At 51.2% G+C, this 16,110-nt stretch carries 12 protein-coding genes; 9 read left to right on the top strand and 3 right to left on the bottom strand.

Annotation, left to right across the window (positions count from 1 at the left end; all coding sequences use genetic code 11):
- Window positions 1-14: 14 nt before the first annotated feature.
- The 4 genes from NST26_RS24455 (at window position 15) to NST26_RS24440 (ending at window position 4,447) form a co-directional block, all read left to right on the top strand.
- Window positions 15-512 (top strand): hypothetical protein, encoded by a 498-nt coding sequence (locus NST26_RS24455; protein WP_339250316.1) that lies wholly within the window; start codon window positions 15-17, stop codon window positions 510-512.
- A gap of 211 nt (window positions 513-723) precedes the next feature.
- Window positions 724-2,535: a translation elongation factor 4 gene (lepA, locus tag NST26_RS24450; protein WP_036732242.1), complete on the top strand. Its 1,812-nt coding sequence runs from the start codon at window positions 724-726 to the stop codon at window positions 2,533-2,535.
- Between the two features lie 143 nt (window positions 2,536-2,678).
- The gene (gene hemW / locus NST26_RS24445) at window positions 2,679-3,863 is read left to right on the top strand and encodes a radical SAM family heme chaperone HemW (protein ID WP_036732240.1); all 1,185 of its coding nucleotides are present in this window, start codon (window positions 2,679-2,681) and stop codon (window positions 3,861-3,863) included.
- 74 nt (window positions 3,864-3,937) lie between these two features.
- Complete coding sequence (locus NST26_RS24440; protein ID WP_340979965.1) at window positions 3,938-4,447, top strand: N-acetyltransferase; 510 nt, start codon at window positions 3,938-3,940, stop codon at window positions 4,445-4,447.
- Between the two features lie 100 nt (window positions 4,448-4,547).
- Here the strand turns inward: NST26_RS24440 and NST26_RS24435 are convergent, their stop codons facing one another.
- Complete coding sequence (locus NST26_RS24435; RefSeq protein ID WP_340979964.1) at window positions 4,548-5,264, bottom strand: hypothetical protein; 717 nt, start codon at window positions 5,262-5,264, stop codon at window positions 4,548-4,550.
- 211 nt (window positions 5,265-5,475) lie between these two features.
- On the opposite strand from NST26_RS24435, the gene hrcA reads away from it, so the two are divergent.
- The 5 genes from hrcA (at window position 5,476) to NST26_RS24410 (ending at window position 10,678) form a co-directional block, all read left to right on the top strand.
- Window positions 5,476-6,507 carry a heat-inducible transcriptional repressor HrcA gene (gene hrcA, locus NST26_RS24430; RefSeq protein WP_036732236.1) on the top strand — a complete coding sequence of 344 codons (1,032 nt, stop codon included), beginning with the start codon at window positions 5,476-5,478 and terminating at the stop codon, window positions 6,505-6,507.
- A 49-nt stretch (window positions 6,508-6,556) separates the two neighbouring features.
- A complete protein-coding gene (gene grpE / locus NST26_RS24425) occupies window positions 6,557-7,144 on the top strand; it encodes a nucleotide exchange factor GrpE (protein ID WP_036732234.1) in 588 nt (195 codons plus the stop codon).
- A gap of 73 nt (window positions 7,145-7,217) precedes the next feature.
- Window positions 7,218-9,065 (top strand): molecular chaperone DnaK, encoded by a 1,848-nt coding sequence (dnaK, locus tag NST26_RS24420; RefSeq protein ID WP_036732232.1) that lies wholly within the window; start codon window positions 7,218-7,220, stop codon window positions 9,063-9,065.
- 118 nt (window positions 9,066-9,183) lie between these two features.
- Window positions 9,184-10,311 carry a molecular chaperone DnaJ gene (dnaJ, locus tag NST26_RS24415; RefSeq protein WP_209872156.1) on the top strand — a complete coding sequence of 376 codons (1,128 nt, stop codon included), beginning with the start codon at window positions 9,184-9,186 and terminating at the stop codon, window positions 10,309-10,311.
- 94 nt (window positions 10,312-10,405) lie between these two features.
- Window positions 10,406-10,678, top strand: coding sequence for a hypothetical protein (locus NST26_RS24410; protein WP_340950793.1), 273 nt, complete (start codon window positions 10,406-10,408; stop codon window positions 10,676-10,678).
- A 227-nt stretch (window positions 10,679-10,905) separates the two neighbouring features.
- Here the strand turns inward: NST26_RS24410 and NST26_RS24405 are convergent, their stop codons facing one another.
- Window positions 10,906-11,217: a hypothetical protein gene (locus tag NST26_RS24405; RefSeq protein ID WP_340950795.1), complete on the bottom strand. Its 312-nt coding sequence runs from the start codon at window positions 11,215-11,217 to the stop codon at window positions 10,906-10,908.
- Between the two features lie 723 nt (window positions 11,218-11,940).
- Entirely contained in the window at window positions 11,941-16,077 is a 4,137-nt protein-coding gene (locus tag NST26_RS24400; RefSeq protein WP_340950797.1) for a S8 family serine peptidase, read from the bottom strand.
- Window positions 16,078-16,110 lie beyond the last annotated feature (33 nt).

Here is a 16,110-nt window from a genome sequence, read left to right as displayed (position 1 = left end):
AAGGAGCGGAGAATATGACACGGTTCGGTAAAAAGCTGGTAATGGTCGGAATATGGGCGGGCGTGGGGCTGCTGATCGGACTGCAGTTCGGCGGCGGCGGTTCGGGAGTCTCCGGTATACTGCCGGACTGGAGTAAGCCAGCCGGGAGCAGCGCGCCTGGACAGAACGTTCCGGCCGGAACTGCGTATGTTCCGGCTGCCAGTACAGCCACGGGCGGCCAGGCTTATGTATATGTGCCCGTGACTATTGATCCCGTAACGGGCGCTTACACCATGCTGCCCATGAAGCAGCCGGTTGCAGGTACACAGGCGCAGACGGCTGGCGGCACGGGCAGCCTCCCGCAACAGGAGGTGAAGGACTACTCTGCGCTCAGTCCCGAGCAGATTCTGATACCGGAGGAGCAGAAGCCGACTGTGGATGTGCTGGCGGATAAGACCGCTGGCCTGCTCCAGCAGGCTTCGCAGAAGGGCATCCGCTGGGTGGTCTCCCTCTTCGACTCGTCGGAGGAGTGAGCAGGAGCTGGGCTGGAACGAGGTTTAGCACAAAAGCGGCTGCGGATGATGGAAGTCCGCACTCGTTTTTGTGTTTTTTTGCAGGATTCACCCTGCGATTGCAGAGGGTTCAGGCGGTTTCTTTCTTTTCCAGCGTCCGGCGGGATTGATGGGTGAAGCCCGTACTGTTATAATAAGTGGATTAACATTAGGCTGTCTGTGGGGGTAAGGAATGACTGACGTTCAGAAACGACAACAACAAATTCGCAATTTCTCGATTATTGCACATATAGACCATGGCAAATCGACATTGGCTGACCGCATTCTGGAGTATACGGGTGCGCTGACTTCGCGTGAAATGCAGGAGCAGGTTCTGGATCAGATGGATCTGGAGCGCGAGCGGGGCATCACCATCAAGCTGCAGGCCGTACGCCTGACGTACCGTGCCGATGACGGCCAGGAATATTATTTGAATCTGATTGACACACCGGGGCATGTCGATTTCACCTATGAGGTATCCCGCAGTCTGGCTGCCTGTGAAGGCGCTCTTCTGGTAGTGGATGCAGCTCAGGGGATTGAGGCCCAGACGCTGGCCAACGTGTATCTGGCGCTTGACAACAATCTGGAGATTCTTCCGGTACTCAACAAGATCGATCTTCCGAATGCAGATCCTGAACGGGTGAAGCAGGAGATTGAGGATGTCATCGGGCTGGATGCCAGCGAAGCCGTTCTGGCTTCCGCTAAGGCAGGCATTGGCATCAAGGAGATTCTGGAGCAGGTCGTGAAGCAGGTTCCGGCGCCGACTGGAAACTCGGAAGAACCGCTTAAGGCGCTGATCTTCGACTCCCATTATGACCCGTACAAGGGCGTAATCGTCTATGTCCGCGTAATGGACGGCAGTATCCGTGCCGGTTCCAAGATCAGAATGATGGCCACTGATAAAACCTTTGAGGTTATTGAGGTGGGGGCATTCATGCCGCGTATGACCATTGTACCCGAGCTGAACATCGGCGATGTCGGCTTCATTGTGGCCGGGATTAAGCATGTGGGCGACACTCGTGTCGGTGATACCGTGACGGATGCCAAGCGTCCGACTGCTGAGCCGCTGCCGGGTTACCGCAGAATTAATCCGATGGTCTATTGCGGTCTCTATCCGATTGAGACCTCTGATTATAATGACCTTCGTGAAGCGCTGGAGAAGCTGCAGCTGAACGATGCTTCCCTGAGCTTCGAACCGGAGAGCTCTAGCGCACTGGGCTTTGGCTTCCGGTGCGGCTTCCTGGGGCTGCTGCATATGGAGATTATTCAGGAGCGGATCGAACGCGAGTTCAATCTGCCGCTGATTACTACCGCGCCGAGCGTTATTTACCGCATTAAGCTGACGAACGGGGAGACCATTCAGATCGACAATCCGTCGCATTATCCGGAGATCGGGACGATTGACTTCATCGAAGAGCCGTATGTCAAAGCAGCCATTATTGTGCCTAACGACTTCGTGGGTACCGTTATGGAGCTGTGCCAGAACAAACGCGGCGAATTCGTCAACATGGAGTATCTGGACAGCAACCGTGTAACCATTACGTACGAGATTCCGTTGTCCGAGATCGTCTACGACTTCTTCGACCAGTTGAAATCCGGCACGAAGGGTTATGCATCTTACGATTACGAGATCTCCGGTTACCGCCAGTCCAATCTTGTGAAGATGGATATCCTGCTGAACAATGAGCAGGTCGATGCGCTGTCCTTCATCGTTCACCGCGACCGCGCCTACAACCGCGGCCGGGTCATCTGTGAGAAGCTGCGCGGTATTATCCCCCGCCAGATGTTCGAGGTGCCGATTCAGGCTTCCGTCGGCACGAAGGTGGTTGCGCGTGAGACCGTTAAGGCCATGCGCAAGAACGTATTAGCCAAATGCTACGGCGGCGATATCTCGCGTAAGCGGAAGCTGCTGGAGAAGCAGAAGGAAGGGAAGAAGCGCATGAAGCAGGTCGGCAGCGTCGAGGTGCCGCAGGAAGCGTTCATGGCCGTGCTTCAGATTGAGTAGCAGCATATAAGCTCCCCCGGAGCTTTCGGTTTATCACAGAAACGGGTGCCGTCCTACGCAGGGCGGTGCAGCCGTTTCTTCTTGCTTTTCAGCAGCAGGTAGTGTGGCAGGCCTGTATATTAATAGAACAAAGGAGACAGCTAATGAATACAGCTACGAGCACTGCACACCATGGCCGTCCCCCTGAGGCCGTATATATTCACATCCCGTTCTGCACCAATAAATGCTTCTATTGTGATTTCAACTCTTACGTGCTGAAGGACCAGCCGGTGATGGACTATCTCCATGCGCTTGACCGCGAGATGGAGCTGACCGTGCAGCACACGCCTCCGGGTGTGATCAAGACGATTTTTGTCGGCGGGGGTACGCCTACTGTCCTCAAGCCTGATGAGATGGCTTATTTCCTGGAATCGGTCCGCAGGCATTTTCCGCAGTGGGACGAGAATATTGAGTTCTCTATGGAAGCTAACCCCGGAACTACCGATATTGATAAGCTCAGAGTCATGAAGGAAGGCGGTGTCAACCGGGTCAGCTTCGGGGTGCAGGCGTTCCAGAATGAGCTGCTGAGCGGAATCGGCCGGATTCATGATGTGAATGACGTATACCGCAGTCTGGAGAATGCCCGTGCGGTCGGGCTTAATAACCTGTCGCTGGATCTGATGTTCGGCCTGCCGAACCAGACGGTGGATATGCTTAGAGAGAGTATCGACAAGGCGCTGGCGCTGGACCTTCCGCATTATTCCATCTACAGTCTGAAAGTGGAGGAGAACACGCTGTTCCACACTCTGTTCAACAAGAACAAGCTTCCGCTGCCGAATGAAGAGGATGAGCTGGCGATGTACCTGCTGCTTATGTCTACCATGGAGGCTGCGGGGTATACGCAATATGAAATCAGTAATTTTGCCAAGCCGGGGCTGGAGAGCCGCCACAACATCACGTACTGGCGCAACGAGGATTATTACGGTCTGGGCGCAGGGGCGCACGGATATGTGGGCCGGCAGCGGCACATGAATATCAAGGGCGTGAACCCGTATAACGAGGCTTCGCGCAGCGGGCTGCCGCGTCTGGACAGCTTTGAGATCTCCGAGCAGGAGGCGATGGAGGATTTCATGATGGTTGGCCTGCGGATGCGCGAAGGGGTGTCGGATGCGGCGTTCCGGTCACAATTCGGAAAGCCGCTGGAGGCTGTTTTTGCAGGGCCGCTGCATAAAATGCTGAAGGCCGGGCTGCTGGAGCAGGCCGGGGACACCTATCGTCTGAGCAAGCAGGGAATCCTGTTCGGCAACGATGTTTTCGGGGAATTTGTCGGTGCTTTGACAGAGGTTTAATTTTGAAATACCTCTTGAATTGTAATTCACCTTGTTGTATATTTATTCATATTAACAACAAGGGGTGAGTCAAGGTGCTTGTCAAAACGGATCATTTCCAAGAGGCTTCTCCAGCAGGAGAGCAGCAAGTGATATGCAGAAATGCTACGGTGGAGGATGTAGAGCCGCTGTATCTGATGATAGAGGAGTATGCCAGGCAGGGGATTATGCTGCCCCGTTCAAGGCAAGCACTGACCCGCCAGATCGACCAGTTCGTGATCGCTGAGATCGGCGGCAAGTTTGTCGGCTGCGGTTCCTTGTTCCGGCTCGGAAGTGATCTTGTGGAGGTCCGTTCGATTGGCCTGAATGATGCAGGCAAGGGCAAAGGTGTAGGAACGATGATCCTGGAGAAGCTGATTGAAGAAGCGAGACGCCAGCGGATTCCGAAGATTATGGCACTGACCTATGCCGTGGACTTCTTCCTTAAGAACGGCTTCGATGTGGTGCAGAAGGAGATTTTCCCCGAGAAGGTCTGGACCGATTGTGTGAACTGCAAGAAGCAGCATGCCTGCGACGAGATCGCCGTGCTGAAGAGACTGGACTAATCCGGCGGGCTCTAGCCCCCGGTAAACTATATAATAAGAAACCACTGTTCACCCGGACGCTGATGCTTCAGGGTGACAGTGGTTTTTTGCAGATACAGGTTTATTGTGCGTAGATAAGCTTGCGCTGTTGCTCTACCAGTTCGGCAAGCTCCGGTGTAGCATATGCGGAAGGATTAAAGGAAGGGGACAGTGTATTATAAGTAATTCCGATGCTGGACCCGTCCGTCATCTCAATCTCCAGCCAGTATTTGTCTCCCACCCAACCCTTGGTCTGCTTGTAGAGCTGCTCGAACGGGATGTATTCCAGCTTGGGGAATTCGCGGATGAACACGGCGTTGGCCTCCGGGGTAAAGTCCATGAGGTCAGAACCGTCATTGCCGCTCACAAAACGGACAGTTTGTATTTTTCCCTCGATATCCAGCAGATCGTTAAGGGTGTTGGCGTCAGGGTTGTTGCGTGCTTCATACAGCCGGTCTCCCGCCCAGAGTCTCGCCGATGTCCTATAGCCTTCTACCTCGTAGAGCGGTGTGCCTGTCTTAAGAGTTGTCGCATCTCCATCCTGCAGCCCAGCGCGTGGACACTCCTGCTCGGATTTGCTGTATGTGATTTTGCCGATCTCCTTGCCTTTGCCCAGTGGGGCGGGGTCAGGACCGGTATCATCGTAGTACATGACGCTGTCCCATTGCAGGATGGATGCATAATCCGCATCCACACCGATGCACTTGACCGGTAAGATTTTACCAGTACAGCCCGTAAGTGCTAATGCAGTTAAGAGGCCTGCGATTATAGCCCATAATGCTGTTTTCTTGAAACGCATTTTTATCACTCCCTGAGTATTGGACGGCATTGTCCGGGAAATGGTTGCGGTGAAATATACAAAATCTTGCTTTGACTAAAATAGGCGCAATCAAGTTGCTGAACTCACTTGACAATGCCGAGGTCAGTTTGGTATTTTTGTATTAGTGGTTAGCACTCATCTCACTAGAGTGCTAACGAATCGGAGCCACAGCCGGATAGGAGGGAATAACATGTTAACTGAACGCCAGAGAATGATACTGAATGCCATTGTCGATGACTATATTTCTTCCGCTGAGCCGGTAGGCTCGCGCAGTATCTCGAAACGCGGGGATGTGGGCTACAGTCCAGCCACGATCCGCAACGAAATGGCCGATCTGGAGGATCTGGGTTATCTGGAGCAACCTCATACGTCGGCAGGGAGAATCCCGTCCCATAAGGGCTACCGCTATTATGTGGATCATCTGGTACCGTGGAATTCCGCCGAAACGGCCGAACTGGGCACGATCCGCGCTTTTTTCGCCGAGAAGCTGAATGCTACAGAGCAGGTTATCCAACATGCGGCAATGATCCTGTCCAATATGACGAATTATACTTCCATCCTGCTGGGACCGGAGGTTTTTCATACTTCATTGCGCCATTTCCAGCTGCTCCCGCTCGATGACAAGACCGCTGTGGCGATTATCGTTACCAGCACCGGGCAGGTAGAGAACCGGACCGTGAGTCTTCCTCCGGAGATATCTGTCTCCGAGATGGAGAAGGTCGTGAATCTGCTGAACAGCAAGCTGGTCAATGTACCGCTCTACAAGCTGAAGAGTCAGCTCTATTCCGAGCTGGGCGAAGAAATGCAGCGCCACATCTCCCATTATGAAGAATTAATGCAGGTGCTGGATAAGGCGCTGGAAAGCGACCATGATCAGCGGATTTACTTAAGCGGAGCCACGAATATGCTGACCCAGCCGGAGTTCAAGGACGTCGACAAGGTGAAGACGATTCTCGATCTGCTGGAGGAGACGCCTACGCTGCTCAAGATGCTCACCCCGGCCAGCAGCGAAGCAGGAATGCAGGTGCGCATTGGTACAGAGAATAAGCATGAGGCTTTTGCCAACTGCAGTCTGATTACCGCCACTTATTCACTGGACGGCAAGCCGCTGGGGAGCATCGGCATCCTGGGTCCGACCCGTATGGAGTACGCACGTGTAATGGGTATTCTGGGGATTTTGTCCCGGGATTTGACAGCGATGCTGGCACACTGGTATAAGTGAACAGAGTGTACTAGTCCATCGCGAATGACATTAAGGAGGTGAAGACAACTTGAAAGAGGAAGAGGTTCAGGAAATGAATGAGAAGAATGACCCCTCGATGAATGACAATCTTGCGGCTGAAGAGACTGATACCACAGCAGACAGCGGTTCATTCACGGCTGAAGAGGCCGGCGAGGCGGCTTCAGGCAATGAGGAATACAGAAAGCTGCAGGAGCTTGCAGATGAACATCAGGCGCGTACCTTGCGTGTGCAGGCTGATTTCGATAACTTCCGCCGCCGGACCCAGAAAGAAAAGGAAGAGCTGGCGCAGTACGCAACATCTAAGCTCGTAACTGAGCTGCTCCCGGTAATGGATAACTTTGAACGCGCACTGGCGACTCCTGCAGCAGGTGCAGACGCTGAAGCGTTCATCAAAGGCGTGAATATGATTTTCCGTCAGCTGGAGGGAGTCCTTAAGACTGAAGGGCTTACAGCTATGGAAGTGGTAGGGCAGCCTTTTAACCCTGAATATCATCAGGCGATCATGCAGGTGGAGAGCGAGGAGTACGAGGAAGGCATCGTGACGGAGGAGGTCCAGAAGGGCTATCTCCTGAAGGATAAGGTTCTTCGTCCGGCCATGGTCAAAGTCAGCATGTAGATCTGTTCTATATAAGATAATAAATATGGATGAAGCCCCGGGCTTCACATTATTTCTGAGGAGGCACATTACTGTGAGTAAAGTTATCGGTATTGACTTAGGAACCACGAACTCTTGCGTTGCCGTTATGGAAGGCGGCGAAGCCGTCGTTATCCCGAATCCGGAAGGCGCGCGTACAACCCCATCGGTTGTAGGCTTCAAGAAGGACGGCGAGCGCATCGTTGGTGAAACGGCAAAACGCCAGGCCATTACGAACCCGGACCGTACCATCGCTTCCATCAAACGCCACATGGGTACAGGCCACAAAGAAAGCATTGACGGCAAAGACTATTCTGCACAGGAAATCTCGGCAATGATTCTTCAGAAGCTGAAATCCGATGCTGAAGCCTATCTGGGCCAGCCTGTAACTCAGGCGGTTATTACAGTTCCTGCTTATTTCAATGACAGCCAGCGTCAGGCTACTAAGGATGCAGGCAAAATCGCCGGCCTTGAAGTGCTGCGTATCGTCAACGAGCCAACAGCAGCAGCTCTTGCTTACGGTCTGGAGAAATCGGAAGATCACACCATCCTGGTCTATGACCTTGGCGGCGGTACCTTCGACGTATCCATCCTTGAACTGGGCGACGGCTTCTTTGAAGTGAAGGCTACCAGCGGTGACAACCGTCTGGGCGGAGATGATTTTGACCAACTGGTGATGGATTACCTCGTAGCTGAATTCAAGAAAGAGCAGGGCATTGACCTGAGCAAGGACAAGGCTGCTGTTCAACGTCTGAAGGATGCTGCAGAAAAAGCAAAGAAAGAGCTGTCCGGCGTACTTACAACTACAGTATCGCTTCCGTTCATCACGGTAGTTGACGGAGTGCCTCAGCACTTGGAGATCAACCTGACCCGTGCCAAGTTCGACGAGCTGACTGCAAGCCTGGTTGAGCGCACGCTGGGACCTACACGTCAAGCGCTGAAGGATGCCGGAATGACCCCTGCGGATCTGAACAGAATCGTACTGGTCGGCGGCTCCACCCGTATTCCTGCCGTACAGGATGCGATCAAGAAGCTTACCGGCAAAGAGCCTCACAAGGGCGTTAACCCGGATGAAGTAGTAGCCCTGGGTGCTGCTGTTCAAGCGGGCGTACTGACTGGTGATGTAAAAGACGTAGTTCTGCTCGACGTCACTCCGCTGTCCCTCGGTATTGAAACTGCAGGCGGCGTGTTCACGAAGATGATTGAGCGCAACACTACGATCCCTACAAGCAAATCGCAGGTGTTCTCGACCTTCGCAGACAGCCAGCCTAGCGTGGAAATCCACGTATTGCAGGGTGAACGCGAGATGGCGAACGGCAACAAGACACTGGGACGCTTCATGCTGAACGAGATTCCACCGGCACCGCGCGGCGTACCGCAGATCGAGGTTACCTTCGACATCGATGCCAACGGTATCGTTAACGTCTCTGCTACAGATAAAGGCACCAACAAGAGCCAGAAGATCACCATCACTTCTTCCAGCGGTCTGAGCGACGCAGAAGTGGAACAGATGATGAAGGATGCCGAGCTGCACGCTGAGGAAGACCGCAAGCGTAAAGAACTGGTCGAAGCCAAGAACGGTGCTGACCAGCTCGTATACTCCACAGATAAAGTAATTAAGGATCTGGGTGACAAGGTCGATGCTTCCGAGATCGACAAAGCGAATGAAGCCAAGGACAAGGTGAAGGCTGCACTTGAAACCGACAACCTGGAAGAAATCACTGCCGCTACAGAGGCGCTGAATGAGATTGTGCAGCAGTTGTCCGTGAAGCTGTATGAGCAGGCTGCACAGGAGCAGCAGGGCGCTGAAGCGGGCCAGGATGCTTCTGAAGGCAATGCCAAGAAGGATAACGTGGTAGATGCGGATTACGAAGTGGTTGACGATGAGAAGAATCAAGGGTAACCTTAGACGATAAGTTCTATGGTGGTGAGAGGGAAGGTCAAGACCGGGGCATCCCGGGTTTTGGCTTTCCTTTTACCTTGTAAATGGGGAGAATTAACGATGTACGGAGGTGAAAGCAGTGGCAGATAAACGTGATTATTATGAGGTTCTGGGCCTCGGAAGAGATGCTTCAGAAGACGAAGTGAAGAAGGCCTACCGCAAGCTGGCGCGCCAGTACCATCCCGATGTGAATAAGGCCAGTGATGCTGAGGCCAAGTTCAAAGAGGTTAAGGAAGCCTATGATGTCCTGAGTGACGGGCAACAGCGTGCGCGGTATGACCAATATGGGCATATTGACCCTAATCAGGGAATGGGCGGCGGCTTTGGCGGCGGTGGCGGAGATTTCGGCGGTCTTGGTGATATCTTCGATATGTTTTTCGGCGGAGGCGGTGGACGGCGTGATCCGAATGCCCCACAGCGCGGCGGCGATTTGCAGTATACGATGACCATTGAGTTCAAGGAAGCGGTGTTCGGCAAAGAGACCGATATTACCATTCCGCGCACGGAGACCTGCGATACCTGCTTCGGCTCCGGAGCCAAGCCGGGTACGAAGCCGGAGACCTGTTCCGTCTGCCACGGCAGCGGACAGCAGGAATTCGTGCAGAATACACCGCTTGGACAGATGCGTAACCGCCGTCCCTGCTCCCATTGCAGCGGCACAGGCAAAATCATCAAAGAGAAATGCACCACCTGCGCAGGCCAGGGCAAGGTGAAGAGACAGCGCAAGATCCATGTGCGTATCCCTGCCGGTGTCGATGACGGCGCACAGCTGCGCATGACCGGTGAAGGCGAAGGCGGCACACGCGGCGGCCCGGCCGGAGATCTGTACATTGTGATCCGTGTGAAGAATCATGATTTCTTCGAGCGCGAGAACAACGATATTATGTGCGAGGTTCCCTTGACGTTCGCTCAGGCGGCACTGGGTGACGAGATTGAGATCCCAACGCTGACCGAGAAGGTGAAGCTCAAGATCCCGGCAGGCACCCAGACCGGTACCTTCTTCCGCCTCAAAGGCAAAGGGGTTCCGCATCTGCGCGGCAACGGCGTCGGCGACCAGCATGTCCGCGTCATCGTAGTCACACCTAGCAAGCTCAGCGATGAGCAGAAGGACCTGCTCCGCCAGTTCGCCTCCTACAACGGAGAGAACACGCATGAGCAGGAACAGTCTTTCTTCGACCGTGTGAAGCGGGCGTTCCGGGGAGACTGAAGGATAAGGAATTTATAGTGTAGCAACTAGAGCAAGCCCCCAATCTGGAAGAGGAGATTGGGGGCTTTTTGCTAATAACGAATAAGGAGGAGCTATGGATAAAAGAGTGGAAGAAATCATTGCTTCACTTGATGCTTTCAGCATTGAAATAGTGGTACCACTTAGAAAAAAAGTAATTAACAAAACAGCATTCAGTGAGCTTTTTGGATTAATGAGTGAATTGCAGAAATTACTTACTAATGAAAAATGGATACAGAAAGAATTAGTGGAAAAATTATTTCACATATATTCCAACTGGATATGCAGGCTGGTTATGTTAAGGAGGAAGAAGTTAAAAATGAATTCACTGCTTATCTTACTAAAATGAGAAGCAAGATGAGAGAAATCTTTGGCAAGAGGGTGCAAGATACTGAGGAAATTTCAGTTCAAGAGCTTATAGATAATTCGGATTTTGCTAACTTACAAGAAATTATGGATGAATTTAAGAAGTTATACGAGTAGTTTTGTCTAATGTCTTCATATACAAAAGTAAAGCCCCTTCACTTCCCGTATGGGAAACGAAGGGGCTTTATCCTTAGTTTTATGTTTAACACTTTAACGCATTACTTCTTCTTTTTCGATTTCAATTATTTCTTCATCTGCAACTTTTCTATGTTCATAAAGTTCAAATTTACTTCCTACAAAAAGCAAATTTCCTGGTGCCTTCTCAGGAAACAAAAATTCTATATTACAGAGTGTTTCATAGTTATCATAGTTTGAAATAATATTTAGTACAACACTCCAATCCCGATCTGCCACATCATAATGAAAATGTGCAGCTGTTGAATAGTTTATTAAAGGAAACCTCTTTTTCCCACCTTGTTCCGTTGGAATCCAGCTAACTCTAGCTACCACCTTATTATCCATGTTATTTAATCACCTTTACCTTCCCGAACTAGTGTTTAGACCTTCTAGTCCATCAGAATTAAACAAGCGATTTCATTCCATAAAAGCGGTGAAGTATGAAACTGCATTCGTAGTGAAAAAACAGGGATAAGTGTATTCTGTACAACTAAAAACAGTGAAACGGATGGACATCCTCTTCTAATTGTATTTTGTGCAACTACATTTACCCGGGTGGACGAAAATCCAGGTATAGGGGCATTTTAATTGCACGAACTACATCTAAACGGAGATTAGGAGGCATATCGGACGATTTAGTTGTACGAATTGCAATTAAGCCTCCCCCTTGCCCCTAATCGGGGTGAGGTAACCACTCAGCAAACCATTAGTTAAAGTAATTTTCATACGTTTAGAGCTGACGAGCTACTAGGTTAAAACAATATACATAGATGTAGGATATTAAGATTTTAGCATAAAATGCTTCCTTTTCCTTATAACGAATAAGGAGGAGCTATGGATCAAAGAGTGGAAGAAATTATTGCTTCACTTGATGGGATTACCATTGAAATAGTAGTGCCGCTCAAAAAAAAGTGATTAACGAAGCAGCACTCAGCGAGCTTTTTGGATTAATGGGTGAATTGCAGATATTACTTAATATCTACTGTCTTCATAAACAATAGTAAAGCCCCTCCACTTCCTGTCCAGGAAGTGAAGGGGCTAAATGTGTTACTCTTTGCGCGGAGCGTCCTACTGAATCAACCCGCTCTTGCTCAGCAATTCATAGAGTGCAGCGGCTGCTGTCTCACGGGTTGCCGGAGCTGTTGGATTGAAGGCAATGCCCGTTTCGCTGGCGAAGATGCCGGCTTTGGTCAGGGCTTGCAGACTGTCCTTGGCGTAAGGGGCTACCTTAGCGTTGTCGGAGTAGGTTGTGAACGAAGGATTAGCAATAGCCTTCAGTTCAGTGCCTGTCAGTTTCACTGCTCTGTCCAGAATGACAGCGAGCTCCTGACGGGTTACCTTCTGAGTTGGAGCAAACTTGCCATTGCCGATACCCAGAATCAGGCCGGCCTTGGAGGCCGCAGCTACATCCTTGGCGTACCAATCCGTTGATTTCACATCGGAGAAGGTTACGCTGGCATCGGTACGCAGACCCAGTGCACGGGTCAAGAGTGCTGTGAACTCAGCGCGGGTCAGATTGCTCTGCGGCGCAAAAGTTGTTGCCGAGGTTCCCTGAATAATCAGTTTGTCGGCCAACGTCTGGATGGCAACCGCTGATTTGGAATTCGCGATGTCTGTGAAGGCTGCTGCCGGTTTGCTGACTGCTGCATACACGGAGAAGCCTGGACGGCTTACGGTCACAAGGGTTGTTCCATCGGCTTGCGGGGTGAAGACAGAAGCAACCGGGGTCACCAGTCCGTCTTTCTCAAACAGTACGCCTGCGGTCTTGGATTCAATCTTGCCAGGTACAGTAAAGGTGCGCTTGATGAACACGTTGGTTGGAACGTTCAAGTAAGTGCTGCCTGTAGCTGTAGTCCATGAAGCTTCATAGGATACCGGGGTTCCAATAACCTGGGCACCCGGAGTACCTGCAATCAGCTTGCTGGCTGCGTCTGGCTCTTGCTTAATTACTAGCTTCAAGCTCTGGCCTGCAGGGGAAGCGGCTAATAAGGATACCGGCAAGGCTACAGCAGATCCGCCAACATTCACGATAAGGGTGCTGCCTGCTTGAATGGCGGACAGTAATTTCACCTGATCAGCAGTCAGGCTCAGTTCAGCAGACTTATCTGAGATGCTGATCAGAGAGATAACAACGGCTGTCTTGACAGTAGCGGCTTTGGCCAGAGCGGCCTTCAGATCGCTGTCGCTCACGGTTACTGTCGTTACACCATCCTTCGATGCGGTTAGAGGTGTTACCGTTACTTGCTGAACGCCTTCTTCAACAAGGGACTTCACAGGTTCTGGAACCACCACAGGTGTTGGCGTAACTACTGTACCGCCACCTCCACCACCGCCGCCGCCATTGTTTCCACTGTCAGAGACAGTGATAAAGCGGAATGAGGTGTAGGTACTGTAGTATTCATCATTGTTATAGTCAATCTTGATCGGTTTGGTGTTATCTTTGGCTTTAATGCCGATAACCTCAAGCTTGTAGACTCCATCGGTCAGACCGGCCACCGCAGGGTTGCCGTAAGCATCCAAGATTGGATCACCATTGTGGTCATATGGGTGATAGGTGGATGATACAACCGTGCTATAGTTCCCAGGCTCGAAGAACTTATCCGGCGCACCGGTCGTGGATACCTGGAAGGAGCCTTTCTTGATATCATCCAAGCCAATCAGATTTACTTCATAATAGTTAATATCATCTGCTTTCAGCTTGTAGTTCAGAACAGCACTTGAATTGGTATAGACGATCGGCTGGCTCAGTGCAGCTTCCTGAATGCCTGTACCCCAATCAGGTTGTTCGGTCGTCTTATCTACATTGATTGCAAACGGCAAGTGCAGAGTTGGCTGTCCTGCTGCTTCCAGGACGACATTACCTTGCAGCATTTGCGGCACGGTATCAGCAGCGACGGTAACCTTCAGGTTGAACGTGGAGGCACCTTTTGCGGCGGCAGTTACCGATGATTTGTCGAGCGTCGCAGATACATGCTTGGGATCACCATAGTTCCATTCCACGGAAGCAGAATAGGTAAGCGCAGTATCGCTCATATTCTTTAATTGCAGCACTTGGCTAGCTTCAGAACCGGGAAGCAGGGTGCCAAAGCTTGTAGACGGATTGTAGTTGATTACATTCTGCGGGACAAAGTTCTTGTCCAGAATAGAGATCGGCTCTATCGATTGCAGCAGGGCCGGAGTGATGATGGCATTTTCTACATTGGCGCGTCCAGGACCTTGAAGATAGAAATCTTCAGGCGCATCCTGGTAGAACACAGGATCTGCTGTGTTGGCCAGAGCGGCACGAATGTCTAATGGTGTATAAGTTGGATGTGCCTGCTTGATCAGCAGTGCCAAGCCTGCTACATGCGGTGTTGCCATACTTGTACCACTAATACGATTGTATGCTTTGGAATAATCAGTTCCTGGATGACCTTTGCCATAAGCAGGCCACGTAGACAGCACTCCGTCACCAGGAGCTACGATGTCCGGCTTAATGCTTAATTTACCGTCGAAGTTCGGTCCTAGTGAGGAGAAGCTGGTCACTTCATCGCCGGCGGTCATATCCATCGGATATTCGGAGCTGAAAGTAAAGTAAGCAGGTTTGTTGCCGTTAGCAACAATGGCTCTGGCTAAAGCGCGGCCTTGGGAGCCCTTCAGGTCCAGCGTAGGGATGTTGTCATATCCATCGCCAAGGTTGGAACCGATAAAGTCAGAACGGTCAGTATAGCTCTCTTCCAGAATAGCTACTTTCTTACCGTCTACTGTCTGGAAATTACCATTGAAGATCACAATAGCTTTGGCACCGTGAGCTTTGGCATTAGCAATCTTGTCTACAAAGGCTAGATCGCCACGGGATACCAGAACAACAGTTTTCTCACCGAAATTTCCTTCCGGGTAATCTTCATTTGCGCCTAAATTAGCGTAGAACACTTTAACCGGCTCTGTTCCAATAATATCGGCAAAGTCTGTTTGACCCAATTCATAGGCCATGACATGGAACGGATTATAGGTGTCATAAGTCACTGAAGTGACTGAACCCGTAATCTCTGCCTTGAACTCACCGGAGAACGCTTTGATAGGGCTATTAACGGCACCTACCGAAATTCCGAGTTGGGAGGCAGCAGGAGAACCCATGGAGAAATAACCTGCTTCTCCATTATTCCCATTTGCAATGACAGCAGTTACTCCAGAGAGAACCGCATTATTAATCGCGATGGAATCCGGGGAGTTCACATCCTTCTCGGAATCGGAGCCGAGCGACAGGTTGATGACATCCATGCCGTCCTTGACCGCACGTTCAATTCCGTCAATGACTTGAGCGGAAGATCCGGAGGAAGTGTTCGGCTTATCAATATTACGGCCCAATACTTTGTAGACATACAGGTCAGCCCCGGGAGCGACACCCTTCTGAGCCACATCGCCTTTAGCTGCATACTGACCGATGATCGTTCCGGCTACATGCGTACCGTGGTAAGTTCCCGCATAGCCTACGCCATACTCGGTATCTTCTTCAGGAGTCAGCGGAACTTCTTCATAAGGATCATTATCCTGATAGAAGGAGTCATAGCCGCCCTTATAAGCCGGGGCAATATCCGGGTGCGTATAGTCCACACCGGTATCAATTACACCGACCTTCAGTCCGGCCCCGGTGAGGCCTTGGTCAGCCGCCCAATCGGCATGAATCTGCTTCAGGGGAGCATTGTCGTTTCTGTAAGTCACTTCGGTCACTGTCTGATCAGGGAGAGCATACCAGGTGCTGTTCGGATAAATGGAAGACACGCCGGAAATCTTCGCCAGCTCAGGGATTTTGTCAGCCGGAACGGTGACTTCAAAGCCGTTCAGAATCGTGTCGTACTTGTAATTGACGGTCAGGTCAATCTTCTTGGCTTCAGCCTTATCCAGTACTTCTTCCTGTTGGCTGTTCACTGCAGCTTCAGTCGCTGTATTGGCGAGCGCTGTAATTCCTTGTCTGGCAGCATACTTGCCAACGGCAGCAGGCTGACCGCTGAGTTGAACGATGACCCGGACAAGATTTGAGGATTTGGTGTTAATTTGTGGAGAAATATAAGGCTGATTCGCTGGAATCAAGGCTGGAAGATGATTGCCTGATACGGGTGTCTTCAAGCTGCTGGCGGCGAATGCCGCGCCTGGAATCATACTTGCAGCCACACCCAATGATAAAGTTAGTAATGATAGCTTACGAGGTAATTTTGTCCACTCCAAATGTAATCCCCTCCACAATATGATGTTGGTTCT

It is taken from the genome of Paenibacillus sp. FSL R7-0128 (assembly GCF_038002245.1).
Taxonomy (GTDB): Bacteria; Bacillota; Bacilli; order Paenibacillales; family Paenibacillaceae; genus Paenibacillus_AQ; species Paenibacillus_AQ silagei.
The sequence above is the reverse complement of the archived record's forward strand: the minus strand, read 5'-3'. Positions and strand labels throughout refer to the sequence as shown.